The sequence below is a fragment of the Kitasatospora sp. NPDC034035 genome (assembly GCF_055575755.1).
The window spans coordinates 97,641-122,534 of record NZ_JBVISA010000017.1; the positions used below are offsets into that span (position 1 = coordinate 97,641).

At 72.0% G+C, this 24,894-nt stretch carries 25 protein-coding genes; 13 read left to right on the forward strand and 12 right to left on the reverse strand.

Annotated features, from left to right (window positions below):
* Nucleotides 1-2 precede the first annotated feature (2 nt).
* On the forward strand, nucleotides 3-374 hold the full coding sequence (locus ACZ52J_RS23930) for a GntR family transcriptional regulator (RefSeq protein WP_465621520.1): 372 nt from the start codon (nucleotides 3-5) through the stop codon (nucleotides 372-374).
* Nucleotides 375-444: 70 nt separating this feature from the next.
* Here ACZ52J_RS23930 and ACZ52J_RS23935 read toward each other — a convergent pair whose 3' ends face one another.
* From ACZ52J_RS23935 to ctaC, 4 genes are all read right to left on the reverse strand, one after another.
* Entirely contained in the window at nucleotides 445-1,701 is a 1,257-nt protein-coding gene (locus ACZ52J_RS23935) for a L,D-transpeptidase (protein ID WP_465621522.1), read from the reverse strand.
* Nucleotides 1,702-1,870: 169 nt separating this feature from the next.
* A complete protein-coding gene (locus tag ACZ52J_RS23940; RefSeq protein ID WP_360492469.1) occupies nucleotides 1,871-2,287 on the reverse strand; it encodes a cytochrome c oxidase subunit 4 in 417 nt (138 codons plus the stop codon).
* Nucleotides 2,287-4,062 carry an aa3-type cytochrome oxidase subunit I gene (ctaD, locus tag ACZ52J_RS23945; protein WP_396287785.1) on the reverse strand — a complete coding sequence of 592 codons (1,776 nt, stop codon included), beginning with the start codon at nucleotides 4,060-4,062 and terminating at the stop codon, nucleotides 2,287-2,289. Before ctaD ends, ACZ52J_RS23940 begins: the two co-directional genes overlap by 1 nt.
* Nucleotides 4,059-4,913, reverse strand: coding sequence for an aa3-type cytochrome oxidase subunit II (ctaC, locus tag ACZ52J_RS23950; protein WP_465621525.1), 855 nt, complete (start codon nucleotides 4,911-4,913; stop codon nucleotides 4,059-4,061). The genes ctaD and ctaC overlap by 4 nt, the downstream gene beginning before the upstream one ends.
* Nucleotides 4,914-5,281: 368 nt before the next feature.
* Between ctaC and ACZ52J_RS23955 the strand changes: the two genes are divergently transcribed.
* The gene (locus ACZ52J_RS23955; protein ID WP_465621527.1) at nucleotides 5,282-6,679 is read left to right on the forward strand and encodes an aminotransferase class V-fold PLP-dependent enzyme; all 1,398 of its coding nucleotides are present in this window, start codon (nucleotides 5,282-5,284) and stop codon (nucleotides 6,677-6,679) included.
* Here ACZ52J_RS23955 and ACZ52J_RS23960 read toward each other — a convergent pair.
* Nucleotides 6,672-7,649, reverse strand: coding sequence for a carbohydrate kinase family protein (locus ACZ52J_RS23960; RefSeq protein ID WP_360492477.1), 978 nt, complete (start codon nucleotides 7,647-7,649; stop codon nucleotides 6,672-6,674). The two genes, ACZ52J_RS23955 and ACZ52J_RS23960, sit on opposite strands and share 8 nt — an antisense overlap.
* A 279-nt stretch (nucleotides 7,650-7,928) precedes the next feature.
* On the opposite strand from ACZ52J_RS23960, the gene ACZ52J_RS23965 reads away from it, so the two are divergent.
* Nucleotides 7,929-8,135, forward strand: coding sequence for a hypothetical protein (locus ACZ52J_RS23965; RefSeq protein ID WP_360492479.1), 207 nt, complete (start codon nucleotides 7,929-7,931; stop codon nucleotides 8,133-8,135).
* A gap of 167 nt (nucleotides 8,136-8,302) precedes the next feature.
* Nucleotides 8,303-8,992, forward strand: coding sequence for a hypothetical protein (locus ACZ52J_RS23970; RefSeq protein WP_360492482.1), 690 nt, complete (start codon nucleotides 8,303-8,305; stop codon nucleotides 8,990-8,992).
* 84 nt (nucleotides 8,993-9,076) lie between these two features.
* Here ACZ52J_RS23970 and erpA read toward each other — a convergent pair whose 3' ends face one another.
* Nucleotides 9,077-9,430, reverse strand: coding sequence for an iron-sulfur cluster insertion protein ErpA (gene erpA, locus ACZ52J_RS23975; RefSeq protein ID WP_189915188.1), 354 nt, complete (start codon nucleotides 9,428-9,430; stop codon nucleotides 9,077-9,079).
* Nucleotides 9,431-9,678: 248 nt separating this feature from the next.
* Between erpA and ACZ52J_RS23980 the strand changes: the two genes are divergently transcribed.
* On the forward strand, nucleotides 9,679-10,539 hold the full coding sequence (locus ACZ52J_RS23980) for a GNAT family N-acetyltransferase (protein WP_465621530.1): 861 nt from the start codon (nucleotides 9,679-9,681) through the stop codon (nucleotides 10,537-10,539).
* 72 nt (nucleotides 10,540-10,611) lie between these two features.
* Here the strand turns inward: ACZ52J_RS23980 and ACZ52J_RS23985 are convergent, their stop codons facing one another.
* The 3 genes from ACZ52J_RS23985 to ACZ52J_RS23995 all read right to left on the reverse strand — a co-directional run bounded on the left by ACZ52J_RS23985 (nucleotide 10,612) and on the right by ACZ52J_RS23995 (nucleotide 13,759).
* Nucleotides 10,612-11,994: a pyridoxal phosphate-dependent decarboxylase family protein gene (locus ACZ52J_RS23985; protein WP_465621532.1), complete on the reverse strand. Its 1,383-nt coding sequence runs from the start codon at nucleotides 11,992-11,994 to the stop codon at nucleotides 10,612-10,614.
* Between the two features lie 195 nt (nucleotides 11,995-12,189).
* Nucleotides 12,190-12,654: an Lrp/AsnC family transcriptional regulator gene (locus tag ACZ52J_RS23990; RefSeq protein WP_360492491.1), complete on the reverse strand. Its 465-nt coding sequence runs from the start codon at nucleotides 12,652-12,654 to the stop codon at nucleotides 12,190-12,192.
* A gap of 181 nt (nucleotides 12,655-12,835) precedes the next feature.
* Nucleotides 12,836-13,759, reverse strand: a complete 924-nt coding sequence (locus tag ACZ52J_RS23995; RefSeq protein ID WP_465621534.1) for an NADP-dependent oxidoreductase — start codon at nucleotides 13,757-13,759, stop codon at nucleotides 12,836-12,838.
* A gap of 220 nt (nucleotides 13,760-13,979) precedes the next feature.
* Between ACZ52J_RS23995 and nadA the strand changes: the two genes are divergently transcribed.
* Nucleotides 13,980-15,164: a quinolinate synthase NadA gene (nadA, locus tag ACZ52J_RS24000; protein ID WP_360492497.1), complete on the forward strand. Its 1,185-nt coding sequence runs from the start codon at nucleotides 13,980-13,982 to the stop codon at nucleotides 15,162-15,164.
* 194 nt (nucleotides 15,165-15,358) lie between these two features.
* Here the strand turns inward: nadA and pspAA are convergent, their stop codons facing one another.
* On the reverse strand, nucleotides 15,359-15,652 hold the full coding sequence (pspAA, locus tag ACZ52J_RS24005) for a PspA-associated protein PspAA (protein ID WP_360492500.1): 294 nt from the start codon (nucleotides 15,650-15,652) through the stop codon (nucleotides 15,359-15,361).
* Between the two features lie 37 nt (nucleotides 15,653-15,689).
* On the reverse strand, nucleotides 15,690-16,493 hold the full coding sequence (locus ACZ52J_RS24010; RefSeq protein ID WP_360492503.1) for a PspA/IM30 family protein: 804 nt from the start codon (nucleotides 16,491-16,493) through the stop codon (nucleotides 15,690-15,692).
* Between the two features lie 302 nt (nucleotides 16,494-16,795).
* On the opposite strand from ACZ52J_RS24010, the gene ACZ52J_RS24015 reads away from it, so the two are divergent.
* Nucleotides 16,796-17,395, forward strand: a complete 600-nt coding sequence (locus ACZ52J_RS24015; protein ID WP_360492506.1) for a DUF3043 domain-containing protein — start codon at nucleotides 16,796-16,798, stop codon at nucleotides 17,393-17,395.
* Nucleotides 17,396-17,553: 158 nt separating this feature from the next.
* Entirely contained in the window at nucleotides 17,554-18,294 is a 741-nt protein-coding gene (locus ACZ52J_RS24020; protein ID WP_465621659.1) for a methyltransferase domain-containing protein, read from the forward strand.
* Nucleotides 18,295-18,323: 29 nt separating this feature from the next.
* On the opposite strand, the gene ACZ52J_RS24025 is transcribed toward ACZ52J_RS24020, so the two are convergent.
* Nucleotides 18,324-18,524: a hypothetical protein gene (locus tag ACZ52J_RS24025; RefSeq protein WP_360262116.1), complete on the reverse strand. Its 201-nt coding sequence runs from the start codon at nucleotides 18,522-18,524 to the stop codon at nucleotides 18,324-18,326.
* Between the two features lie 97 nt (nucleotides 18,525-18,621).
* On the opposite strand from ACZ52J_RS24025, the gene cobU reads away from it, so the two are divergent.
* The 5 genes from cobU to lpdA all read left to right on the forward strand — a co-directional run bounded on the left by cobU (nucleotide 18,622) and on the right by lpdA (nucleotide 24,836).
* Complete coding sequence (cobU, locus tag ACZ52J_RS24030; RefSeq protein ID WP_465621538.1) at nucleotides 18,622-19,206, forward strand: bifunctional adenosylcobinamide kinase/adenosylcobinamide-phosphate guanylyltransferase; 585 nt, start codon at nucleotides 18,622-18,624, stop codon at nucleotides 19,204-19,206.
* Nucleotides 19,207-19,234: 28 nt separating this feature from the next.
* Complete coding sequence (locus tag ACZ52J_RS24035; protein WP_360492509.1) at nucleotides 19,235-20,350, forward strand: nicotinate-nucleotide--dimethylbenzimidazole phosphoribosyltransferase; 1,116 nt, start codon at nucleotides 19,235-19,237, stop codon at nucleotides 20,348-20,350.
* A gap of 147 nt (nucleotides 20,351-20,497) precedes the next feature.
* Nucleotides 20,498-21,289, forward strand: coding sequence for an adenosylcobinamide-GDP ribazoletransferase (locus tag ACZ52J_RS24040; protein ID WP_465621540.1), 792 nt, complete (start codon nucleotides 20,498-20,500; stop codon nucleotides 21,287-21,289).
* Between the two features lie 257 nt (nucleotides 21,290-21,546).
* Nucleotides 21,547-23,049 carry a leucyl aminopeptidase gene (locus tag ACZ52J_RS24045; RefSeq protein WP_465621542.1) on the forward strand — a complete coding sequence of 501 codons (1,503 nt, stop codon included), beginning with the start codon at nucleotides 21,547-21,549 and terminating at the stop codon, nucleotides 23,047-23,049.
* A gap of 398 nt (nucleotides 23,050-23,447) precedes the next feature.
* Nucleotides 23,448-24,836, forward strand: a complete 1,389-nt coding sequence (lpdA, locus tag ACZ52J_RS24050; RefSeq protein WP_030061083.1) for a dihydrolipoyl dehydrogenase — start codon at nucleotides 23,448-23,450, stop codon at nucleotides 24,834-24,836.
* Nucleotides 24,837-24,894: the final 58 nt, after the last annotated feature.

Genomic DNA, 24,894 nt, shown 5'->3' on the forward strand with positions numbered 1-24,894 from the left:
CCGTGCAGCTGTCCGTCGACTCCGCGTCCGCCACTCCCCCGTACGAGCAGATCCGCGCCCAGATCGCGGAGCGGGCCCGTACCGGGGACCTGCCGACCGGGCTGAAGCTGCCCACCGTACGGGCCCTGGCCGAGGAGCTGGGGCTGGCCGCCGGCACCGTCGCCCGGGCCTACCGGGAGCTGGAGGCGGACGGCATCGTGGAGACCCACGGCCGGCGCGGCACGCTGATCGCCGCCGCCGGGGACACCGCGCACCGGCTGGCCGCCGCGGCCGCCACCGAGTACGCCGAGCGCGCGGACCGACTCGGGCTCTCCCACGCGGACGCCCTGGCCGCGGTGGTCACCGCGCTGGGGCTGGCCTACCCCGAGGCCTAGCAACGGGACCCGGCAGCAAGGCTCGGCAGTGGGGCCTGGCAGCGGGGCCCGGCGGGGGCTTCGCGGGCCCTCAGACCTCCGGGCGGATCATCCCCGCGGCCGGGGCCTGGCCGGCCGGTGCGGTGGTGCTGAGGGGCTGTCCGACGGCGCTGTGCTTGACCCAGTCCGTCCAGGTGACGTTCCAGTCCCCGAAGCCGTTGCCGAACGCCTCCATCCCGGCGCCGCGGCTGTTCACCACCGTCACCAGGTCCCCCACCCGGGTGTTCTCGTAGAACCACTTGGCGTTCTCGGTGCTCATGCCGGTACAGCCGTGGCTGACGTTCTCCACGCCCTGCGAGCCGACCGACCAGGGCGCCGCGTGGACGTACTCGCCGCTCCAGGTCACCCGGGTGGCCCACTGCACGTCGAGGTTGTACGACTCCGAGCTGCCGGCGGCTATGCCGATGGTCTCGCCGCTCATCCGGACGGACCGCTCCTGGCCGAGCACCACCTTGATGCCGTTGCGGGTGTCGAAGCCGGGCTTTCCGGTGGTGACCGGGATGGTCCGCACGACCTCGCCGTCACGCTTCAGGGTGAGCTCGTGGGCGGCCGCGTCGACCACCGACTCGACCCGCTCGCCTATCCGCAGCTTCAGCGAGCTGCGGTCGCCGCCGTAGAGGCCGTCCGCGATCCGGCTGCCGGTGTCGTCGAAGGCCAGCGTGACGGTCGTCCCGGCCGGCCAGTACTCCTCCGGGCGGAAGTGCAGGTTCTTGTCGTCCACCCAGTACCAGGCGCCGGTGACGGCGGGCTGGGAGGTGACGGTCAGGGCCTGCTCGACCTCCCGGCGGGCCTGCGGGTCCTTCACCGCCTCGGAGAGCTGCACGGTGAGCGGCTGGCCGACCCCGTAGACGCCGCTGCCGGAGGAGTCCGGGCCGAGCTTGGCGGTGAGCAGGCGCTGGGCGGCGAGGGTGCTGAAGTCTTCGGTGGTGTCGCCGCGGCCGCCCTTGCCGTCGTCGGCGGCGATGCGGACGGAGTACGTGGTGGCGGCCTTCAGCCGGCCGGTGGTCCGCCAGCTGCGCTGGTCGGCGGCGAGTTCGCCCGCGACCACCCGGCCGTCCGGGCCCACCACGGTGACGTCGGTGAGCCGGCTGCCCTGCACGGCCGTCACGGTGACCGGCTGGGCCGGGTCGACCTTGCCGTCCGCCGAGAGGTGGACCAGCGGGGCCGCGTCGATCCGGTGCGGCCCGGCGGACTCGTCGTCGCCGGACGAGCAGGCGGCCAGCGGGGCCAGTACTACGAGGGTCAGCGAGATGCTGCCTATAGCTGCGATTCCGCACCTGTCGGGCATGACCGCCTCCGGGGTTCGCACGATTGATCAGATCGTAGGAACGCCTACCGGCAGAGCGACATCCGAGGGACCCTCCGTTGACCCGGGAGAGTGAGACCGTCACCCCGGAGACGCAGCAGGGCCGGTCCCCCCGTGCGGGGGGACCGGCCCTGGTGTCGGATGCGGAACCCTACTGGTTCTGGTTCTCGCCCCGGTAGAACTCGAAGACCCATCCGAAGATGCCGATCGCGATGATCGGGGCGGCCCAGAACATCAGCCACCAGCCGAAGATCACGCCCATGAAGGCGAGCGCGCCACCGAGCGCCAGCGACAGCGGCTGCCAGCTGGTCGGGGCGAAGAAGCCCACCTCACCGGCGTCGTCCGTGACCTCGGCCTCGGGGTTGTCACCCGCGCCGCTGTCCACCCGGCGGGCGGTGAAGGCCAGGTAGTACCCGATGAAGGCACAGAGGGCGAAGGCGAGGAAGAGCGCGGTGGTACCGGCGGCCTCCAGGCCCGGGCCCGAGTTGTTGGTCCACAGGCCGTAGGTGATGGCCATGGCCAGCACGAAGACCGACAGGCCCAGGAAGATCTTTCCCTGTTCCTTCATCAGGCGTCACCCTCCTGCTTGCCCTTGCCCAGCTTCGGGGCGTCGTACTTCGCCGGGGTCACACCGGCGAGGTGCTTGGCCGGCTCACCGTGGTTCTCCAGGTAGTCCAGCGCGGCGATCTCCGGGTGGTGGAGGTCGAAGGCCGGGGATTCGGAGCGGATCCGGGGCAGGGTGAGGAAGTTGTGCCGCGGCGGCGGGCAGGAGGTCGCCCACTCGAGGGAGCGGCCGAAGCCCCACGGGTCGTCCACGGTGACCTTCTCGCCGTACTTGGCGGTCTTCCAGACGTTGTAGAGGAACGGCAGGATCGACAGGCCGAGCACGAAGGAGCCGATGGTCGAGACGGTGTTCAGGGTGGTGAAGCCGTCCGACGCCAGGTAGTCGGCGTAGCGGCGGGGCATGCCCTCCGCGCCGAGCCAGTGCTGCACCAGGAACGTCGTGTGGAAGCCGATGAACAGCGTCCAGAAGGTGATCCGGCCGAGCCGCTCGTCCAGCATCTTGCCGGTCATCTTCGGCCACCAGAAGTGGAAGCCGGCGAACATCGCGAACACGACGGTGCCGAAGACCACGTAGTGGAAGTGGGCGACGACGAAGTACGAGTCCGAGACGTGGAAGTCGATCGGCGGGGAGGCCAGCAGGACACCGGTCAGACCGCCGAAGAGGAAGGTGACCAGGAAGCCGACCGTCCAGAGCATCGGGGTCTCGAAGCTCAGTGAGCCCTTCCACATGGTGCCGACCCAGTTGAAGAACTTCACACCGGTCGGGACCGCGATCAGGAAGGTCATGAAGGAGAAGAACGGCAGCAGGACCTGCCCGGTGACGTACATGTGGTGCGCCCACACCGTCACGGACAGACCGGCGATCGCGATGGTGGCCGCGATCAGACCGGAGTAGCCGAACATCGGCTTGCGGCTGAAGACCGGGATGATCTCGGACACGATGCCGAAGAACGGCAGCGCGATGATGTACACCTCGGGGTGGCCGAAGAACCAGAACAGGTGCTGCCACAGCATCGCCCCGCCGTTGGCGGGGTCGAAGACGTGGGCACCGAACTTCCGGTCGGCCTCAAGGGCGAACAGCGCGGCGGCCAGGACCGGGAAGGCCAGCAGGACCAGCACCGAGGTCAGCAGGACGTTCCAGACGAAGATCGACATCCGGAACATCGTCATGCCCGGGGCGCGCATGCAGATGATCGTGGTGATGAAGTTGACCGCACCGAGGATCGTGCCGAAGCCGGAGAAGGCCAGACCCATGATCCACATGTCGCCGCCGACGCCGGGCGAGTGCACCGCGTCCGACAGCGGGGAGTAGGCGAACCAACCGAAGTTGGCGGCACCGTTCGGGGTCAGGAAGCCGGACACCGCGATGGTCGAACCGAAGAGGTACAGCCAGTACGCGAACATGTTCAGACGCGGGAACGCCACGTCCGGCGCGCCGATCTGCAGCGGCATGATCCAGTTCGCGAAGCCCGCGAACAGCGGCGTCGCGAACATCAGCAGCATGATCGTGCCGTGCATCGTGAACGCCTGGTTGAACTGCTCGTTCGACAGGATCTGGGTCCCGGGACGAGCCAGCTCGGCGCGCATGACCAGGGCGAGGATGCCACCGATCAGGAAGAAGGCGAACGACGTGCCCAGGTACAGGGTGCCGATCGTCTTGTGGTCAGTGGTGGTCAGCCACTTGATGATGGTCGAACCCGGCTTCCGGGTCCGCTGCGCCCCGACCGTGACGGCACCGGCGCCCCCGCCGGCCGCGGCGGGCTCGTTGAGGATGGTCACTTCTCTTCACTTCCCATGCCGATGAGGCCGGAGGGCACCGAGCCGTTCTGGCCCTTGGCGCGAAGCTCGGCCAGGTGCTTGTCGTAGTCGGCGCGGTCGACGACCTTGACGTTGAACAGCATGCGCGAGTGGTCGGTACCGCAGAGCTCGGCACACTTGCCCATGTACTCGCCCTTGACGGTCGGGGTGACCTCGAACTTGTTCACCACGCCCGGCACGACGTCCATCTTCATCATGAAGTTGACGGGCCAGAAGTCGTGGATGACGTCACGCGAGGTGAGACGGAACTGCACCGTCTCGTTGACCGGCAGCCAGAGCGTCGGAACATCCTTGGGCGTACCGATGTCGTACGCGGCGTCCTTGTTGGCCGGGTCGGGAGTCTCGGTGTTCTCGTAGTTGAACGCCCAGCTCCACTGGAAGCCGACCACGTTGACGTAGTGCTGCGGCTTCTCGGAGACGTGCGTCAGTTTGTTCTCGTCGCGGGCGACGAAGTAGAAGAGCACCGAGACGATGATGATGGGGACCGCGGTGTAGAGCGCCTCGATGGGCACGTTGTACCGGGTCTGCGGAGGGACCTCCACACCGGTGCGCTTGCGCCGGTGGAAGATCACGCTCCAGATGATCAGACCCCACATCAGTACGCCGACCACCAGCGCCGCGATCCAGGACCCCTGCCACATCCGGAGGACCAACGGCCCTTCCGTGGTGACGGGGCTCGGGAGGCCAAGCCTGGGGAGGTCGTTGGCCGAGCAGCCGGTGGCGGTCGCGATGACGAGGCCCAGTGCCAGCGCCTGAGGCAGCTTCCGCCGCATCGTGCGCCGCGGCGAGCGGTCGGAGCCGTTGGGACTCACGTAGCGCCTTCCCGAAGTCTCGCCCGCCTTCGCGTCGCCCCGAGGAGGATTGTGAGCCTCCCCGGCGACCCGACCACGGGCACGGTTTGAATGCTTATGCGGGCCAAACCCTACTCCAGCCTTATGCGCTCCTGACGGGCAGCCCCCGGTAACGCGCCGCCCGGTCGCCCGATCAGGCCCGGAAGGGGCTGCGTCGCAGGTCATCGTAGGCATTAGAGCTCCGTACGCCCGATCGGGGGATGACCTCGGGCAACGTCCATGACGACCCGTCGGACGCGGACGAAGCGGACATTCGGGGTGATCGACTGACGGTGGGTGAGCCGTGCGATCGGACCGGAAAGGGCCCGGGTGTGTCGTTAAATGTGACCGTGTACTTCGACGCGGCCTCGACGGCCCCTCTGCACCCCGTCGCGCGACAGGCGCTGACCGCCGCCCTCGACGAGGGCTGGGCCGATCCGGCCCGGCTGTACCGCTCCGGCCGGCAGGCCCGGATGCTGCTGGACGCCGCCCGCGAGACGGTCGCCGCGGTGCTGGGCGCGCGGGCCGACGAGATCGCCTTCACCGCGAGCGGGACGCAGGCCGTCCAACTCGGCCTGCTCGGCGCCCTGGCCGGGAACCGGCGGCGCGGCGGCCACCTGGTGCACTCCGCGGTGGAGCACTCCAGCGTGCTGCACGTCGCCGAGCGCCACGAGGCGGGCGGGGGCGAGGTCACGGTCGTCCCGGTGGACCGGGGCGGACGGGTCGACCCGGCGGCCTTCGGCGCGCTGCTGCGCCCGGACACCGCGCTGGCCGCGTTGCAGAGCGCCAACCACGAGGTGGGGACGGTCCAGCCGGTCGGCGAGGTCGCCGAATCGTGCGCCGCGGCCGGCGTCCCGCTGCTGGTCGACGCGGCGCAGAGCGCCGGGCGGGTGGACGTCCCGGCGGGCTGGTCGCTGCTGACCGCGAGCGCGCACAAGTGGGGCGGCCCGCCCGGGGTCGGGGTGCTGGCGGTGCGCAAGGGCGTCCGGTACGCCTCGCCGCTGCCGGCCGACGAGCGCGAGGGCGGCCGGGTGCCCGGCTACGTCAACGTCCCGGCGATCGTGGCCGCGGCCGCCTCGCTGCGCGCCGTACGGGCCGAGGCCGAGCAGGAGAACGCCCGGCTGCACGCCCTGGTGGAGCGGATCCGGGCCCGGGTGCCGCGGCTGGTGCCCGAGGTCGAGGTGGTCGGCGACCCGGTGCGGCGGCTGCCGCACATCGTCACCTTCTCCTGCCTGTACGTGGACGGCGAGGTGCTGCTGACCGAGCTGGACCGGGCGGGCTTCGCGGTCTCCTCCGGCTCCTCCTGCACCTCCTCCACACTGACGCCCAGCCATGTGCTGGCGGCCATGGGGGTGCTCACCGAGGGAAACGTCCGGATCTCGCTGCCGTACGGGACGGCCGAGGCGGACGTGGAGCGCTTCCTCGCGGTGCTGCCGGAGCTGGTGGCCGGGGTCCGGGCACCGCTCGGGCTGGACCTGCCGGCGCCCGAGGCCGCCCCGGCGGGCACGCTGCTGGTGATCGACGCGCTGGGCAAGCGGTGCCCGCTGCCGGTGATCGAGCTGGCGAAGCGGATCGGCGAGGTGCCGCCGGGCGGCACGGTCGCCGTGCTGGCGGACGACGAGGCGGCCCGGCTGGACATCCCGGCCTGGTGCGAGATGCGCGGGCAGGAGTACGCGGGCGAGGCCCCGGCCGCCGAGTACGGCGGCGACCGGGGCTCGGCCTACCTCGTCGTGCGGCGCACTACTTGACCAGGTGCGCGCGGATCTCGGCGGCCGCCTCGGCGCCGTAGGTGTCCTCGAAGCGCTTCAGGAAGCCGGCCGGGCGCAGCTCGTACTCCTGGGTGCCGACGGTCTCGATGACCAGGGTGGCGAGCATGCAGCCGAGCTGGGCGGAGCGCTCCAGGTCGAGGTCCCAGGACAGACCGGCGAGGAAGCCGGCCCGGAAGGCGTCGCCGACGCCGGTCGGGTCGAGCTTGGCCTCCTCCTTGGCGCAGCCGACCAGGATCGGCGCCTCGCCCTTGCGCTCGATCCGGACGCCCTTGCTGCCGAGGGTGGTGATCCGGGTGCCGACGCGGGTGAGCAGCTCCTCGGCGTTCCAGCCGGTCTTGGTCTCGATCAGCGCGGCCTCGTACTCGTTGGTGAAGAGGTACGCGGCGCCGTCCACGATGTCGCGGATGTCGTCGCCCTCCAGGCGGGCCAGCTGCTGGGAGGGGTCGGCGGCGAAGGCGTAGCCGCGGGTGCGGCACTCCTGGGTGTGGCGGACCATGCCCTGCGGGTCGTCGGCGCCGATCAGGACGAGGTCCAGGCCGCCGACGCGGTCGGCGATCGGCTTCAGCTCGATACTGCGGGCCTCGGCCATGGCGCCGGTGTAGAACGAGGCGATCTGGTTGTGGTCCTGGTCCGTGGTGCACATGAAGCGGGCCGTGTGCCGGGTCTCGGAGATGTGGACGGAGTCGCAGTCCACGTTGTTGCGCTCCAGCCAGCTGCGGTACTCGGCGAAGTCCGCGCCGGCGGCGCCGACCAGGATCGGGCGCAGCCCCAGCACACCCATGCCGAAGGCGATGTTCGGGGCGACCCCGCCCCGGCGGATGTCCAGGGTGTCGACCAGGAAGGACAGCGACACGGTGTGCAACTGCTCGGCGACGAGCTGGTCGGCGAACCGACCGGGAAACGTCATCAGATGGTCGGTGGCGATCGAGCCGGCGACGGCGATACGCACGGAAGGTCTCCTCAGGGTGGCTGTGGGGCCAGCGGGCAGGCGCGGATGAACCCACTCACGGTACCGGGCCCCGGGAGGTGCCCCCGCAAGAGTGCCGAAAGTTGCCGCCCGTACGGCCATGGTGGCACCCGTCGCCGTCGAACGTGTACTACCTCCGGGTAGCACTGGTGGGCGGGACGAGGCCCGGCCTAGGGTCGGCCCCAGGAGGCCCGCCGCGCGGGTGGGCCCCGACGTCGACCGTGGCAGCGCGGCCACGGCTCTGGATCGGAGCGATGCCCGATGAAGACCGAACACTCCCCGTTGCCTGGCCTGCGGGCCGAGGACGGCGAGACCCTCGACGCCCTGCTGGACTCCTCCCGGCGGCTGCGCCGGTTCTGGCCGCTGCTGGCGGCCGGCCCGGAGCCCACCGCCCCCGCGTCCGTCGGCTTCCGGGTCCCGTCCGGGGCGCAGCGGGTGGTCGCCGGGATGGCCGAGTACGGCTTCTGAGCCGGAGCCGGATCGAGACCCGGCCGGACCACAGCGGGACCGGACCACAGCGGGACCGGATCGAAATCTGGCCGGATCGGAGCGGAACCGGATCCGTCCGGGGCACGTCACATCCGCGCGGAGCGGCCGAGGAGGCGGCACCGCTGAGCTCTCGGGAGGATGTGCAGATGGATCTGGAGACGATGCCCCGGCGCGGTCGGCGGGCGATGGCCCTGGCGGGTCTGGCGCTGGCGGCGGTGGTGACGGTGGCCGGGTGCAACGGGGACGGCAAGTCCGCCTCGGACTCGGCGACGAGCGGCGCGGCCACCGGCTCCGCCTCGGCGAGTGCCTCCCCGCAGGCCCCGACGCCCTCCGGCGACCCGTCCGCGGCCCCGACGGGGAGCCCCGCGGGCGCCGGGACGCCGCCGCAGACGCCGCCGACCGGTTTCTCCCCCACCCTGGGCTCGCCCGCTCCCGGGCAGGCGACGCCGGGCACTCCGCCGGTCAACGGGATCGCGCCGGGCGAGCCGAACCCGAACGGCTCGGCCGCGCCCGCGCGCCCGCCGGTGGCCTACCGGGTGGACGGCACCACCAAGCTGACCGTCTACTTCTTCGGCGGGGTCTGCACCAAGTACGCGCTGAAGGCGGACGAGTCGCAGCCGGGCCGGGTGGACGTCACCGTGGTGTCGGGGCCGCCCACGGTGGGCCCCGGGCAGGTCTGCAACGCGCTGGCCAAGCGGCAGTCGGTGTCGGCCGATCTGCGCTCGCCGCTGACCGGGCGGACGGTGGTCGACAAGACCAGCGGCCAGGAGCTGCCGCTGGACGCCGAGCCGCACTCCGGGCCGGACCCGGTGACCCCGGACGTCGCCGGCCAGTAGGAGCCCTGCCGTACGAGCCCTACGGCGCCAGGAAAACGAAGAGGCGGCCCCGGGAGCACCCGGGGCCGCCTTTTCGCAGCCGACTTAGCTGAACGAGTCGCCGCAGGCGCAGGAGCCCGTGGCGTTCGGGTTGTCGATCGTGAAGCCCTGCTTCTCGATGGTGTCGACGAAGTCGACGGTGGCGCCGCCCAGGTACGGGGCGCTCATCCGGTCGGTGACGACCTTGACACCGTCGAAATCCTTGAGCACGTCGCCGTCGAGCGAGCGCTCGTCGAAGAACAGCTGGTAACGCAGGCCGGAGCAGCCACCGGGCTGGACGGCGACGCGCAGCGCGAGGTCCTCGCGGCCTTCCTGCTCCAGCAGGGCCTTGACCTTGGCCGCGGCGGCATCGGTAAGGAGGATGCCACTCTCGACGGTGGTCTCGTCCTGGACGGTCATCTGCTTTCTCCCGGTCTTGACGACGGTTCTGCCGCCAGTGCCAACCACCGTCCGTCCGGATTCATTTCCCGGGCGGCGATGGATTTCTTCGGCCTGTTTCGCGGCGGATTTTCCGTGGGCCGGGTGTACCACCCGTGTCCCCTACGCTCCCCATGCTCGCACAACCCTGGCCGGACCGGTCACCGCCCGAGCCCCGGATCCGGCTGAACCGGCCCCGCGGCGGCCCGTCGGACGCCAGGATGGTGCCCATGATCCTTCGCCCGGTCAGGGACACCGCCGCGGACGCGGAGGCCGTCCAGGAGCTGTCCGCCGCTGCGTTCGCCGACCCCGCCGAGGCCGGACCGGCGCCGGGGCCGACGCCCCTGCAGCTGGCCAGGACCAGGCACCTGGCGCGCACCGACCCCGGGGGCTGCTGGCTGGCGTCGATCGGCGGGGAGCCGGTCGGGGTGGTGCTGTCGATGCGCCGGGAGGGCCTGTGGACGCCGTCCCTGTACGCGGTCCGGCCGTCCGCGCAGGGCAAGGGCATCGGGCGGCTGCTGCTCGAGCGGGCGGCGACGCACGCGCGGGGCTGCCTGCGAGGGATGGTCTGCGCCTCGGACTCCCCCGCCGCGGCGCGCCGCTACCGGCTGGCCGGGTTCACCCTGCACCCGGCGATGCGGCTGGCCGGGCGGGTGGACCGGAACGGGCTGATCGACCCCGGGGACATTCCGGTGCACCGCGGCAACGCCACCCACCTGCACCTGCTGGACTCGGTGGACCGGCGGCTGCGCGGGTCCGCACACGGGCCCGACCACGAGCTGATGCTGGGGCACTTCGAGGAGCTGCTGATCGCCGACGCGCTGGCCGGCAGCGGCTACTGCTACCGGGACGGCGGCGCGGTGCGGCTGCTGGCGGCCACCAGCAAGCGGATCGCCGCCCGGCTGCTGCGCGAGGCGCTGGCCCGGGTGCCGGACGGGGTCGAGGCGAGGGTGGAGTTCCTGACCGCGGAGCAGGAGTGGGCGCTGGACGTCGGGCTGGAGGTCGGGCTGACCCCGCGGGCGGCCGGGTTCGTCGGGGCGCGCGGGATGCGGCCGCCGATGCCGTACCTGCCGAGCGGGGCGTTCCTGTAGCGGCGGTCGGGAACGCGCGAAGGCCCCACCGGGAGCCCGGTGGGGCCGTGCGCGGGAGCCTCGGGGCCCCGGTCAGACCATGGTGTCCAGGATCTCCCTGACCATCTCCATGGTGGTGCCCGGGTGCAGGAAGGCGAAGCGGGCGACCGTCTCGCCGTCCCAGCCGGTGGGGGTGACGAAGCCGATCTGGTCCGCGAGCAGCTGCTGCGACCAGCGGTAGTAGTCGTCACTGGTCCACCCCGTGCGCTTGAAGCAGACCGCCGAGAGCTGCGGGTCGAACAGCAGCTCCAGGTGGTCGGTCTCGCGGATCAGCTGCGCGGTCTCCCGGGCCAGCGTGAGGCCGGTCTCGATGGCGTCGGTGTAGGCCTGGACGCCGTGCACGGCCAGCGAGAACCAGAGCGGCAGGCCGCGGGCGCGCCGGGTCAGGTGGTAGGCGTAGTCGGTGGGGTTCCACTCGTCGCCCTCGGTGTGCAGGACGTCCAGGTACGAGGCGTCCTGGGTGTGCACGGCGCGGGCGAGCTGCGGGTTGCGGTAGATCAGCGCGGCGCAGTCGAAGGGGGCGAACAGCCACTTGTGCGGGTCGACCACGAAGGAGTCGGCGTGCTCGATGCCGTTGTAGCGCTCGCGCACCGAGGGCGCGAAGAGGCCCGCGCCGCCGTAGGCGCCGTCCACGTGGAACCACAGGTCGCGCTCGCGGGCGACCTCGGCCAGGCCCGCGAGGTCGTCGATGATGCCCTCGTTGGTGGTGCCGCCGGTGCCGACGACGGCGATCACCGTCTCCGGGTTCGGGTCGGCGGCCAGCGCGGCGCGCAGGGCCTCGCCGGTGAACTGCCGGTTCACGGTCGGGACCATGAAGGCCTCGACGCCGATGATGTTGAAGGTGTTCTTGACCGAGGAGTGCACCTGGTCGGCGACGGCTATCCGCAGCCGCACCTCCGGACCGCTGGGACGACCCTGCTCGGCGAGGCGGCGGCGGGCGGTGTCGCGGGCGACCACGAGGGCGGAGAGGTTGCCCGCCGAGCCGCCGGAGACGAAGGTGCCGCCGGCCGACTGGGGCATGCCCGCGCGGTCGGCGATCAGGCGCAGCACCTGGTTCTCGGCGGCGATCGCGCCGGCCGCCTCCAGCCAGGAGATGCCCTGCAGCGAAGCGCAGGAGACCACCATGTCGAACAGCAGCGCGGCCTTGGTCGGGGCGCACGGGATGAAGGACAGGTAGCGCGGGCTGTCGGCGGAGATGACCGCGCGGGACAGCTCGTGGTCGTAGAGCTTGAGCACGTCGGCCGGGTTGTTGCCGTCCTGGTTCAGCAGGCCGGCCAGCTGGGTACGCAGGTGCTCGCCGTCACCGGGGTGGTCGAGCGGGACGGGGTCGTACTGCAGCCGCTCCCGCATGTAGTCGAAAACCAGGTCGACCAGTTCGTTGTCGGGCCGGTGCATGCGGTCGGAGGCTGCGGACACGGCGGGTCCCTCTCGGCTGTGGGGTGTCGGGGGGTGTGGATCCGGCCCGGTCGGCGGGGGGCTTCACCGCGACGACCGGACGTGATCAGCGTAGGCAGCCGGAGTGCTTCGCCGCGCGTCGGAACGCGGCTGGTCAGGCAGGTTTCGAGCGTCTTCGGGCGGGTCCGCGCAGGATTCCTGCGTACCGCCCGGGCGTCAGCCGATCAGCTGGGAGAGGACCACCGAGGAGCGGCTGCGCTGGACTCCGGGCTCGCGCCGGATCCGCTCGATGACGGCCTCCAGATGGCGCATGTCGGCCGCCCTGAGGTGGACCAGGGCGTCCGGGTCGCCGGTGACCGTCCAGGCCGCGATGACCTCGGGGAACTGGCGCAGGCTGGCGAGGATCTCCTCGGGGGCGGTGCGCTCGCGGCAGTAGACCTCGACGAAGGCCTCGGTCTGCCAGCCGAGGACGGCGGGGTCGAGCACCACGGTGAAGCCCCGCACCACGCCGCGCGCCCGCAGCCGGTCGATCCGGCGGCGCACGGCGGTGGCGGAGAGGTTCACCTGCAGGCCGATCTCGGCGTACGAGGCGCGGCCGTCGCGGCCGAGCCGGGCGAGCAGGAGCCGGTCGGTCTCGTCCAGGTCGGTCCCGACCACCTCGTGCGCTCGGCTGCTGCTCATCGGTGCGGGGCTCCACGGGTCGTGCGAGGGTTCGGCGGCGCGTCGCGGCAGCGGGCTGCCACTGTCACTGCGGCGGCCACGGCGGCTGCCACTGCGGCTGTCACTGCCGAAACGGTTCGCCACCCATTCTGGCGGATGACCTGAACGAGGTCACCGCCGACGGATGACGGGCTGGAGGCCGTCACGCCACCAGGAGGACGATCTTTCCCCGGGTACGGCCCTCGGCGCTGAGCGCCTGGGCGGAGGCGGCCTGGGCCAGCGGAAAGGTGGAGGCCACGGTCACGGTCAGCCGGCCGTCGTCGGCGAGCGCGGCCAGCTCGGCGAGGCCGTCGGCGTCCGGGCGGACCCAGACGTACCGGCCGCCGAGCGCCTTGACCCCGTAGTCGGTGATCGAGGCGATCCGGCCCGGGTCGGCCACCAGGCCCGCCGAGACCTGGACGGCGCCGCGGCCGACCAGGTCGAGGGCCGCGTCCACGCCGTCGGGGGCCAGCGCGCGGACCCGGTCGGCCAGGCCCTCGCCGTAGCTGACCGGCTCGGCGCCGAGGCCGCGCAGGTAATCGTGGTTGTGCTCGGCCGCGGTGCCGATCACCCGGGCGCCGAAGGCCCGGGCGAGCTGCACCGCCAGGTGGCCGACCCCGCCCGCCGCGGCGTGCACCAGGACGGTCTCCCCCTCGGCGAGCCGCAGCGCCCTGAGGCCCTGCAGCGCGGTGAGCCCGGCCAGCGGCAGGCCGCCGGCCTGCACCCAGTCCAGCGCGGCCGGCTTGCGGGCGAGGGTGCGGACCGGGGCGGAGACCAGCTCGGCGTAGGTGCCGTGCTCGACGGCGTCCTTGCGGACGTAGCCGTACACCTCGTCGCCCGGGGCGAACTCGGTGACGCCGCCGCCGACCGCGCGGACCACGCCGGCCGCGTCCCAGCCCATGATCATCGGGAAGTGCGCGTCGAGCACGCCGTCCAGGGCGCCGTCCCGGACCTTCCAGTCCACCGGGTTCACCCCGGCCGCCCGGACCTCCACCAGGACCGAGTCCGGGCCGACCTTGGGATCGGGCAGATCGGTGTACTCGACCACCTCGGGGCCGCCGTAGCGGTTGATCACGATTGCTTTCATGGCTCAGCCATACCCGGAAGCTTGGAAATATCGATTCGGCCACGCCCGGACTCCCCCAAACCGGGCATCCGACCCCGCCGGGGGTCCGATTCGTCGAGCGGTTCTCGTCACATCGACAGGATGGCCATCGTCACTCTGACGCTAACCGGTTATCATAGATAGCGTCAGTTAGACGAAAAGGCTTCACCGCTCGATCGGCCGCACAGAAGGGCACCCGCCCGTGACCACCACCATCACCGAGACCTCCGGCGTCGACCCCACTCCGACGCCGCTCGCTCTGCTGCTGCTCGGCCGCGAGGCCGACCCGAACAGCGAGCGCGGCGTCGACTGCCCCGGTGACCTCCCCCCGGCCTCCGACCCGAACCTCGTCGAGCGCGCCCGGGCGGCGAAGGCCGCACTCGGCGACCGCGTCTTCATCCTCGGCCACCACTACCAGCGCGACGAGGTGATCGAGTTCGCCGACGTCACCGGCGACTCCTTCAAGCTCGCCCGTGACGCGGCGGCCCGCCCCGAGGCCGAGTTCATCGTCTTCTGCGGCGTGCACTTCATGGCCGAGTCCGCGGACATCCTCACCACCGAGGCCCAGCAGGTCGTCCTGCCGGACCTCGCGGCCGGCTGCTCGATGGCCGACATGGCCACCGCCGAGCAGGTCGCCGAGTGCTGGGACGCGCTGACCGACGCCGGCATAGCCGACGTGACCGTCCCGGTCTCGTACATGAACTCCTCCGCCGACATCAAGGCCTTCACCGGCCGGCACGGCGGCACCATCTGCACCTCCTCCAACGCCAAGCGCGCGCTGGAGTGGGCGTTCGAGCAGGGCGAGAAGGTCCTCTTCCTGCCCGACCAGCACCTCGGCCGCAACACCGCGGTGCGCGACATGGGCTTCTCGCTGGACGACTGCGTCGTCTACAACCCGCACAGGCCGAACGGCGGGCTGACCGCCGAGCAGCTGCGGGACGCGAAGATGATCCTCTGGCGCGGCCACTGCTCGGTGCACGGCCGGTTCAGCCTGGACTCGGTGAACGACGTCCGCGCGCGGATCCCCGGCGTGACCGTCCTGGTGCACCCCGAGTGCAAGCACGAGGTCGTCGCGGCCGCCGACATGGTGGGCTCGACCGAGTACATCATCAAGGCGCTGGACGCCGCCGAGCCCGGCTCCAAGTGGGCCATCGGCACCGAGCTCAACCTGGTCCGCCGCCTGGCCAAGGCGCACCCGGACAAGGAGATCGTCTTCCTGGACCGCGCGGTCTGCTTCTGCTCCACCATGAACCGGATCGACCTGCCGCACCTGGTCTGGGCGCTGGAGTCGCTGGTCGAGGGCCGGGTGCCGAACGTGATCACTGTCGACCCGGAGACCGAGAAGTACGCCAAGGCGGCACTGGACCGGATGCTGGCCCTGCCGTAGGCACTCGCCCCGAGCGCCCCGGAGGCGAGCGGGCGAGTAACAGCGAGCGGGCGAGTAACAGACTGAGGGCGAGTAACAGACTGAGGGCGAGTAACAGACTGAGGGCGAGTAACAGACTGAGGGCGAGTAACAGACTGAGGGCGGGCCCCCTCCACGTGGAGGGGGCCCGCCCTTTCGTCTGGCAGCAGCCGCAGCTACTCGGGGAAGCCCGGTATCACGCCCTCGCCGTCGGCCATCAGCAGGTCACGGACCTCGTCGATGGTCGCGTCGGCACTCGGCAGGATCAGCTCGGACGGTTCCAGCGAATCCAGCGGCACCGGGGTGCCGTACTGCTTCACCGCGTCCAGCAGCTTGCCGTAGGCCAGGCGGAAGAGCTCCTCGTCCCCCGACTCCAGTGCGGTGACGAGCTCGGCGTCGAGCTCGTTGAGCATGTTCAGGTGGCTCTCGCCCACCTCGAACTGCCCTTCACCCATGACCCTCATGATCATGCCGTGCGTCTCCCTGGTTCGTGGGGTCGAGCTCAGATCACTTGTTGTAGTTGATGCGCGGGGTGTCCTGCTGCTGCTGCGGCTGGGCCTCCGGCTTGCCCTGCTCGATCGCGGCCGGGCCCGAGGTGGGACCGCCGGACAGCTCGGCCTTCATCCGGGCGAGCTCCAGCTCGACGTCGGACCCGCCGGCCACGCGCTCCAGCTCGGCCTCGATGTCGTCCTTGCGGCCGAGACCGCTGGCGTCGTCGAGCGCGCCGGAGGCGAGCAGCTCGTCGATGGCACCGGCCCGGGCCTGCATCTGGGCGGTCTTGTCCTCGGCTCGCTGGATGGCCAGGCCGACGTCGCCCATCTCCTCCGAGATGCCGGAGAAGGACTCGGCGATGCGGGTCTGCGCCTGGGCGGCGGTGTAGGTCGCCTTGATGGTCTCCTTCTTGGTGCGGAAGGCGTCCACCTTGGCCTGCAGCCGCTGGGAGGCGAGGGTGAGCTTCTCCTCCTCGCCCTGCAGCTGCTGGTACTGCGTCTCCAGATCGGTGATCTGGGACTGCATGTTGGCCTTGCGGGTCAGCGCCTCGCGGGCGAGGTCCTCGCGGCCGAGGGACAGTGCCTTGCGACCCTGGTCCTCGTACTTGGCCGACTGCTGCTGGAGCTGGGTCAGCTGAAGTTCGAGGCGCTTGCGCGAGGTCGCGACGTCCGCGACACCACGCCGTACCTTCTGCAGCAGTTCGAGCTGCTTCTGGTAGGAGTAGTCGAGCGTCTCACGGGGATCCTCCGCCCGGTCCAAGGCCTTGTTCGCCTTGGAGCGGAAGATCAACCCCATACGCTTCATGATTCCGTCGCTCATGGGCCTCGGGTGCCCCCTTCTCCGGCCTGCGGTCTCTATCTCGTTACCAGACACGACGAGTGTATGTGCAGCGAGCCCTTCGCCGCAGCGCACCTGCCTGCAACAAGACTGCTACAGCGACCAGGGGTGTTTCCTCCTCCCCCGGGTGGATCCGCCCCTCATCCCTCCCATCCTCCATCCGACTGATCCCCTACGGGAAGTCCCCCGGGAAACCCGGTTCGGGCGGCCGTCTCGCGGTATCGATATGCGTTTGGGTCCGAGGGCGCCCGTGGAAGCGGCTCCGCACCCCGTACGCTGGTGGTGTGTTCCGACGCCGTTCAGATGATGCCGCCGCCTCCGCCACCGTGCTGGAGAAGCAGGACGAGACGACCCAGGCCCGCCACCCGGAGGCCAAGAAGGGCCGCCCCACCCCCAAGCGCAACGAGGCCGAGGCCCACCGTCGCACCCGGGTGACGGTGCCCAAGGACCGCAAGGAGGCCGCGCGCCAGTCGCGGGACCGGATGCGGGGCGAGCGCGAGAAGCAGCGCCAGGCCCTGGTGAACGGCGACGAACGGCACCTGCCGGCCCGTGACAAGGGCCCGGTGCGCAAGTTCGCCCGCGACTACGTGGACGCCCGCTGGTCGCTCGCCGAGTTCTTCCTGCCGGCCGCCGTGGTCATCCTGGTGCTCAGCATCATCAAGGTGAGCCAGATCCAGATCCTCTCGACGCTGCTGTTCCTGCTGTTCTTCGTCTTCGTGATCCTGGACTTCGTCCGCCTCGGCCTCGGTCTGCGCAAGCAGCTCGCCGCGCGCTTCCCGAACGAGAACACCCGCGGCGCGATCGCCTACGGCATCATGCGCACCCTGCAGATGCGCCGCCTGCGACTGCCCAAGCCGCAGGTGCGGCGCGGGGAGAAGCCCTGACCGCCGAACCGGTCGACTCCGGCTGGGCCCCGCCTTCCTGGGAGGGGCCCGGCCTGTACGCGCTTCCGGGGCAGGGCCACGGCGGCCACGACCGGCTGGCCCAGGAGCGCCGACTGCCCTCGCGCAGCGGGTCCTTCGCCGGCGGCACCGCCGCCTGGCTGGACCGGCTCGGCGGACTGCGCAACTTCGTCCGCCAGGAACTCGTCTCCCGCCAGCTCGCCGAGCAGCTGACCGGCCGCACCGCGCAGCGGGTCCTGGACATCGGGTGCGGCCAGGGCACCCAGGCCCTGCGGCTGGCCCGGGTCGGCCATTACGTCACCGGGATCGACTCCGACCCGGTCGCGCTCGGCGTCGCCCAGGGGGCGCTCGCCGAGGAGCCGCCGGAGGTCCGCGGCCGGCTGCAGCTGCTCAGCGGCGACGGCCACCAGTGCGGGCGCTGGTTCGGCCCGCGCAGCTTCGACGTGGTGCTCTGCCACGGCGTCCTGATGTACCTGCCCGACCCGGACCCGATGATCGCCTCGCTGGCCCGGCTGCTGGCGCCCGGCGGACTGCTCTCGCTGTTGGTCCGCAACCGCGACGCGCTCGCCCTGCGGCCCGCCGCCGCCGGGGACTGGCGGGCCGCACTGCACGCCTTCGAAAGCGACCGGTACTACAACCGGCTCGGGCTGGCCGCCCGCGCCGACCGGCTCGCCGACCTCTCCGTCACCCTCTCCGAGGTGTCGGTGCCGGTCCGGCACTGGTACGGCGTGCGGGTCTTCACCGACAACGCCCCCGACGACGCGGCCCCGCCGGTGGACGGGCGCCAGCTGGCCCAGCTGCTGGAAGCCGAGGACCGGGCCGGCCGCACCGACCCGTACCGGCAGGTCGCCGCGCTACTGCACGTCATCGGGGCGAAGTAGGGCCCTCGCGGGCCCTCCCCGACCGGGGCTCACTCCTCGTGCAGGCTCATCGCGTAGACGACCCGGTCGTCCTCCAGGAGCACCGCGGTGTCGACGCCGTCCTCCGCGAGCTGCTTCCAGGACTCCCCGATCCAGGTCTCGGCGTCCCCCTGGCCGGCGAACTCCTCCTGGCTGCCGCCGGGCGTCACCGCGCTGCCGTCCGCCTTCTCGTACCGCCACGTCCACGCCATGCCCGGCTCCTCCCACTGACGACACTGCCTGTGTCGCTGCGCACCTTAGCTTGCCCGGCCCGATCTTCCGTATGCCTCGTCCGGCAGGATGGGCGGCATGGCGACCCACCCCCCGCTCCCCCGCACCCTGCTGCTCGGCGGCGCCCGCTCCGGCAAGTCCACCCGCGCCGAGCAGCTGCTCGCCGACCGCCCGGACGTCCTGTACGTGGCCACCGGCGGCACCCGGGACGGCGACGCCGAGTGGGCCCAGCGGGTCGCCCTGCACCGGGACCGCCGGCCGGCGAGCTGGCGCACCGCCGAGACCTGCGACCTGGAGGCCGTGCTGGCCGACGCCGCCGACCCGGCGCCGGTGCTGATCGACTGCCTGGCGCTGTGGCTGACCGCCGTGATGGACGAGTGCGACGCCTGGGACGACGAGGCCTGGGCGGACCGGGGCGAGAGCGCGGTGCAGCGGCGCTGCGAGGCGCTGGCGAAGGCCTGGGCGGCCACCGGGCGGACGGTCGTCGCGGTGAGCAACGAGGTCGGCATGGGCGTCGTCCCGGCCACCGCCGCCGGGCGGCGCTTCCGCGACACCCTGGGCCGGCTCAACATGGCCGTGGCGGACGCCTCGGAGCGGGTCCTGCTGGTCGTGGCCGGGCAAGTGCTGACCATCAAGCCGGACGTCAAGCCAGCCGCGGACTGAACATCTTCGGCGTGTAGCCTTCCGGACGATGGACACGACCGTGGATCTCGATACGTTCTCCTCCCTCGTCGAGCGCCCCGACGAGAGCGCCCGGCGGGCCACCGAGGAGCGCTGGCAGGCAGCCGACCGACCGCGCGGCGGGCTCGGCAGGCTCGAGGAGCTGGGCAGCTGGCTGGCCTCCGTACAGGGGCGCTCCCCTGTGCGGCCGGTATCGGCGCCCAAGGTGCTGCTGTTCGCCGCCGACCACGGCGTGGCGGCGCTCGGCGTCTCCCGGATGCCCGCCGAAGGCGGCACGGCGGCCCGGGTGCGGGCCGTCCTGGACGGCACCGCGCCGGTGGCCAAGCTGGCCGCGCGCTACGGCGCCGAGGTGCGGGTCGTCGACGTCGCGGTGGACACCGACCCGGCCGACTTCCCGGACGAGGTGGTCGCCCACCGGATCCGGCGCGGCTCCGGACGGATCGACGTCGAGGACGCCCTCACCCCGGAGGAGACCGCCCGGGCCTTCCGGGCCGGCATGGCCGTCGCCGACGAGGAGGCCGACGCCGGCACCGACCTGGTCCTGCTCGGCGACCTCGGGGTCGGCTCCACCACGGTGGCCGGCGTCCTGGTCGGCGCGCTGTGCGGAACGGACGCGGCGGCGGTCACCGGGCGCGGCTCGGGGATCGACGACCGGGTGTGGATGGTCAAGTGCGCCACCATCCGGGACTCGCTGCGACGGGCCCGGCCGGTGCTCGGCGACCAGCTCGCACTGCTCCGCGCCACCGGCGGGGCCGACTTCGCGGCGATCACCGGCTTCCTGCTGCAGGCGGCCGTCCGGCGGCTGCCGGTGGTGCTGGACGGCGTGGTCGCGGCGGCCTGCGCGCTGGTCGCGCAGCGGATCGCCTTCCGGGCGCCGGAGTGGTGGCGGGCCGGGCAGTCCAGCGGCGAACCGGCGCAGGCGAAGGCGTACGACCGGCTCACCCTGACGCCGCTGCAGGACCAGGGCATCACCATGGGCGAGGGCGTCGGAGCGCTGCTGGCGCTGCCGCTGCTGCAGGCGGCGGGGGACGCCCTCGCGGACGAGGCGCCGAAGCCGTACGTGCCGGCGGCGCCGAAGGAGCAGCCGAAGCTGCCGTCGGCGGCGGATCTGCTGCGGAAGCTGTAGGCGGCGGGGTCGCCCGTACCTGAGCGTGCAGCTCGGGTGGCGGCCCGTGGCCTTCCTGCTCGCGCGGTTCCCCGCGTCCCTGGTGGGGCGCGGGGATTCTGCTGTGTGGGGTGCGGTGACGTGTGGGGTGCGGTGAGGAGTGAGGCGATGACGGACCACGGTGGTCGGGCCACCTGGGGGGACGGGCTGCGGTTCGGGTTCGGGACGCTGTCCGTGCTGCGGGTGCGGGTGGAGCGGTGGGACCGGGCGGCGGGGGCGCGGGCGATGGTCGCGGCCCCGGTGGTGGGCCTGGTGCTGGGGGCGGCGGCGGCCGGGGCCGGGGCGCTGGTGGCCTGGCGGGCGGGCGGGCTGCTCGGGGCGGTGACGGCGGTGGGGGTGCTCGCCGGGCTGACCCGGGGACTTCACCTGGACGGCCTCGCGGACGTCGCCGACGGGCTGGGCAGCGGGAAACCGGCCGAGGACGCGCTGCGGATCATGAAGCAGTCCGACATCGGCCCGTTCGGTGTGCTGACCCTGGTCCTGGTGCTGCTGGCCCAGATCGCCGCGCTGGCCGGACAGTTGGGGTACTCGCCGCTGCGCGGCGCGCTCGCGGTGCTCGCCTCGGCGACGGCCGCCCGGTGCGCGCTCGCCTGGGGCTGTCTGCGGTCGGTGCCGGCCGCCCGGCCGGGCGGGCTCGGCGCGATGGTGGCGAGCACGGTGACGCCCGCCGGGGCGGTCGCCGGGACGGCCGGTGCGGCGCTCGTCCTGGCCGCGCTCGGACTGTTCGACGGATGGTCAGCCCTCCGCCTCCCACTGGCCCTTGTGTGCGGGGCCGGCTGCGCCCGACTGCTGCTGGGGCGGTGTGTGCGCCGGTTCGGCGGAATCACCGGGGACGTGCTCGGGGCGATGGCGGAGACCGCCGCGACGGGGACGCTGTTCGCCCTGGCGTTGCTCGGCTGACACCGGGCGGCGCGTGATCCCACCATGCGGACTACCATGCGTGAAGCACCGCAGCCCTGCACCGTGGCAGGTCCTGCCCGCCCGGCGCGCACCGTGGAGCCGGGGCCTCTGGTGTGCGCGGCCGCTCCGGCGGCCGCGCACAGCCAGGGGCCCCGGACCCGGAGGCCCGCCGGCGGACGGCCTTCGACGGCGGGCTGCGCCGGTGCGGCAGCCGCGCCGCGACCGGCCGTGGACCGCGAAAGAACAGGACGCATTACGTGACTGCATTGTCTGTGAGCACCTCCTCCGCCGCCTCGCTGCGCGCGGACGCCCTGGTGGTCGGTGTCGCCAAGGGCCCGAAGGGCATCGTGCTGGCGCCCGGCGCCGAGGCCGTGAACGAGGCGTTCGAGGGCAAGCTGGCCGAGGTCCTCAGCACCCTGGGCGCGACCGGCGCCGAGGGCGAGGCCGTGAAGGTTCCCTCCCCCGCCGGGCTGAAGGCCCCGCTCGTGCTCGCGGTCGGCCTCGGCGAGGCCGGCGAGGAGGGCTACGGGCTGGAGGCGCTGCGCCGCGCCGCCGGTGTCGCCGCCCGTACGCTGGCCGGTGCCAAGAAGGCCGCGCTGGCCCTGCCGGCCGAGTCCGCGGCGGAGGTCGAGGCGGTCGCGCTGGGCGGTCTGCTCGGCTCGTACGCCTTCGGCACGTACAAGGGCAACGGCAACGGCAAGGAGCCGGTCGGCGAGCTGGTCGTGCTGGCCGCCCGCAAGGGCAGCAAGGACGCCAAGGCCGCCGTGGAGCGGGCCGCCGCGCTCGGCGAGGAGATGAACCGCGCCCGCGACCTGGTCAACACCGCGCCGAACGACCTGACCCCGAAGAGCTTCGCCGCGATCACGCAGGCGGCCGCCAAGGAGCACGGCCTCAAGGTCGAGGTGCTGGACGAGAAGGCGCTGACCAAGGGCGGCTACGGCGGCCTGCTGGGTGTCGGCAACGGCTCGACGAACCCGCCCCGCCTGGTGAAGGTGGCCTACACCCACCCGAAGGCCAAGGCCACCCTGGCGTTCATCGGCAAGGGCATCACCTACGACTCGGGCGGCATCTCGCTCAAGCCGGCCGGCCACAACGAGACCATGAAGTGCGACATGGCCGGCGCCGCCGCCGTGCTCGCCGCCGTGGTGACCGCCAAGCGGCTGGGCCTGGCCGTCAACGTGACCGGCTGGCTGGCGCTGGCCGAGAACATGCCGTCCGGCTCCGCCACCCGCCCGGGCGACGTGCTGCGGATGTACGGCGGCAAGACCGTCGAGGTGCTGAACACCGACGCCGAGGGCCGTCTGGTGCTGGCCGACGTCATCGTGCGGGCCGGCGAGGAGAACCCGGACGTCATCGTCGACGTGGCCACCCTGACCGGCGCCATGGTGCTGGCCCTGGGCAACCGCACCTTCGCCGTGATGTCCAACAGCGACGAGCTGCGCGACGACCTGCACGCCCTCGCGGGCGAGGTGGGCGAGCAGTCCTGGCCGATGCCGCTGCCCGCCGACCTGCGCAAGGGCATGACCGAGTCGACCATCGCCGACCTGGCCAACATGGGCGAGCGGATGGGCGGCGGCCTGGTGGCCGCCCTGTTCCTGAAGGAGTTCGTGGCCGAGGGCATCGACTGGGCGCACCTGGACATCGCCGGGCCGGCGTTCCACGAGGGCGCTCCGTTCGGCTACACCCCGAAGGGCGGCACCGCGAGCGCGGTGCGCACCCTGGTCCGCTTCGCCGAGCGGACGGCGAACGGCAAGGCCTGATCAGGCAGCCCGCTGCGACGGGGCCCGGCGCGGATGCGCCGGGCCCCGTCGGCGTTCCGACCGGGTTACCTGCGAGTAGGCCGGGACACCGGGGCGCACCCCTGTTCGCTGCGGGCGAAACTTTGTTCCACACTGCGGAAGAGACCGGGCGGGACAGGGCGGAAGACGCCCGTCCGGCGGCTGTCAACACCGCGCTGAGCTGCAATGATGCCCATCCGTGGGGGGTATTCCCGCCCCGGTGACCACTCTGCGGGACACCCCTGGGGTGGACCCGGACATCAGCCACCGCGAACAAGTGCGAAGATGTATTTCCGGCACGACTGGGCGCCTCACAAAGGCTTCCGACCCACCGGACCGTACCGGCCCGGCGACCCACCCCATTGCATGGAGGACGTGACGTGGCGAACGACGCCAGCACCGTTTTCGACGTAGTCATTCTCGGAGGCGGAAGCGGCGGTTACGCCGCGGCGCTCCGCGCCGCTCAGCTGGGCCTGAGCGTCGCCCTGGTCGAGAAGGGTGAGCTGGGCGGCACTTGCCTGCACCGCGGCTGCATCCCGACCAAGGCGCTGCTGCACGCCGCGGAGATCGCGGACGAGACGAAGGAAGCCGCCGAGTTCGGCGTGCTGGCCACCTTCCAGGGCATCGACATCAACGGCGTCCACAAGTACAAGGACGACGTCATCGCCGGCCTTTACAAGGGCCTGCAGGGCCTGGTGGCGTCCCGCAAGGTCACCTTCATCCAGGGCGAGGGCAAGCTCTCCTCGCAGACCTCGGTGGACGTCAACGGCCAGCGCATCGAAGGCCGCCACATCGTCCTGGCCACCGGTTCCGTGCCGCGCTCGATCCCGGGCCTGGAGATCGACGGCAACCGCGTGATCTCCTCGGACCACGCCCTCAAGCTCGACCGCATCCCGAAGTCGGCCGTCATCCTCGGCGGCGGCGTCATCGGCGTCGAGTTCGCCTCGGTCTGGAAGTCCTTCGGCGTCGAGGTCACCATCGTCGAGGCGCTGCCGCACCTCGTCCCGCTCGAGGACGAGAACTCGTCCAAGCTGCTGGAGCGCGCGTTCCGCAAGCGCGGCATCAAGTTCGAGCTGAAGGCCCGCTTCTCGGGCGTCGAGTACACCGAGACCGGTGTCCGCGTCTCCACCGAGAACGGCAAGCAGATCGACGCCGACCTGCTGCTCGTCGCCATCGGCCGCGGCCCGGTCTCGGCCGGCCTCGGCTACGAGGAGAACGGCGTCGCGATGGACCGCGGCTACGTCCTGGTCGACGAGTACATGCGCACCAACGTGCCCACCATCTCCGCCGTCGGCGACCTCGCCCCGACCCTGCAGCTGGCCCACGTCGGCTTCGCCGAGGGCATCCTGGTCGCCGAGCGGCTGGCCGGCCTCAAGCCGGTGCCGATCGACTACGACGGCGTCCCGCGCGTGACCTACTCCAACCCCGAGGTCGCCTCCGTCGGCATCTCCGAGGCCAAGGCCGTCGAGCTGTACGGCAAGGAGAAGGTCGTCACCCTCAAGTACAACCTGGCCGGCAACGGCAAGAGCAAGATCCTGAAGACCGCCGGCGAGATCAAGCTCGTCCAGGTCAAGGACGGCGCCGTGGTCGGTGTCCACATGGTCGGCGCCCGCATGGGCGAGCAGGTCGGCGAAGCCCAGCTGATCTACAACTGGGAGGCCCTGCCGGCCGAGGTCGCGCAGCTCATCCACGCGCACCCGACCCAGTCCGAGGCCCTGGGCGAGGCGCACCTGGCGCTGGCCGGCAAGCCGCTGCACGCGCACGACTGATCGCGCCCCACCCCACCTTTTCCGGTACTTCCCGTACGCAAGTACTTCCCGTACGCAA